Here is a 1,091-nt window from a genome sequence, read left to right as displayed (position 1 = left end):
GAGTTGGCTACACGTGACCATGTAAAGAAAACCATTCCTCTTATTAAAGAGGCACTAAAAGAAGCGAACTTAACTTCAAAAGACATCGACGGCGTGGCTTACACGGCCGGTCCTGGTTTGGTTGGTGCTTTGCTAGTGGGTGCAACCATTGGTCGTAGTATTGCTTACGCATGGGGTGTGCCTGCTGTTCCTGTTCATCACATGGAAGGTCATTTGCTCGCGCCAATGCTAGAAGATAACCCACCACCATTCCCATTTGTGGCGGTGTTGGTTTCTGGCGGTCACTCGATGATGGTGGAAGTAAAAGGCATTGGTGAATACAAGATTCTAGGCGAATCCATTGATGATGCAGCCGGTGAAGCATTTGATAAGACGGCTAAGCTGATGGGGCTAGATTACCCAGGCGGTCCTCTGTTATCTAAGCTAGCAGAGAAAGGTACTCCGGGTCGCTTTAAGTTCCCACGACCAATGACCAATGTGCCGGGTTTGGATATGAGTTTCTCGGGTTTGAAAACCTTCACGGCAAACACGATTGCAGCGAATGGCGATGACGAGCAGACTCGTGCTGATATTGCGTACGCTTTTGAAGAAGCCGTGTGTGCAACGTTGGCAATTAAATGTAAGCGTGCATTAGAGCAAACCGGTATGAAGCGCATCGTTATTGCTGGTGGTGTAAGTGCGAACCGCCGCTTGCGTGCAGAGCTTGAGAAGCTTGCGAAGAAAATCGGTGGTGAAGTGTATTACCCACGTACCGAGTTCTGTACTGACAACGGTGCAATGATTGCGTATGCAGGTATGCAACGTTTGAAGAACGGTGAAGTCGCAGATATGTCGGTGGAAGCGCGTCCGCGCTGGCCAATTGACCAGCTAACGCCAATCGCGTAATCAAACCTTGTATATTGACTGACCTCTATTTATAGAGGCCTTTGTTTTTGTGGTTTATTTTCCCAAGAAAAAGGCGCGAGATTTCCAGACTGATGTGAGCAGTTTTCTTTGTGTTCAGTGATAGGATGGCGCGGAAGAATAATAAATGGATATAACAATGACGAAGCTTCAAACTGAAGGTCAGCAACTTGCTTACCTAGACAAAG

At 47.6% G+C, this 1,091-nt stretch carries 1 protein-coding gene; it reads left to right on the top strand.

All coding sequences use genetic code 11. The features are described 5' to 3' along the window. Positions 1–885, top strand: an 885-nt coding sequence (gene tsaD / locus R8N46_RS25320; RefSeq protein ID WP_318189791.1) for a tRNA (adenosine(37)-N6)-threonylcarbamoyltransferase complex transferase subunit TsaD, incomplete at its 5' end; no start/stop codon positions are given. Positions 886–1,091: the final 206 nt, after the last annotated feature.

It is taken from the genome of Vibrio sp. 1874 (assembly GCF_033344395.1).
Taxonomy (GTDB): Bacteria; Pseudomonadota; Gammaproteobacteria; order Enterobacterales; family Vibrionaceae; genus Vibrio; species Vibrio alginolyticus.
This window is presented reverse-complemented; position numbering and strand designations above follow the sequence as displayed.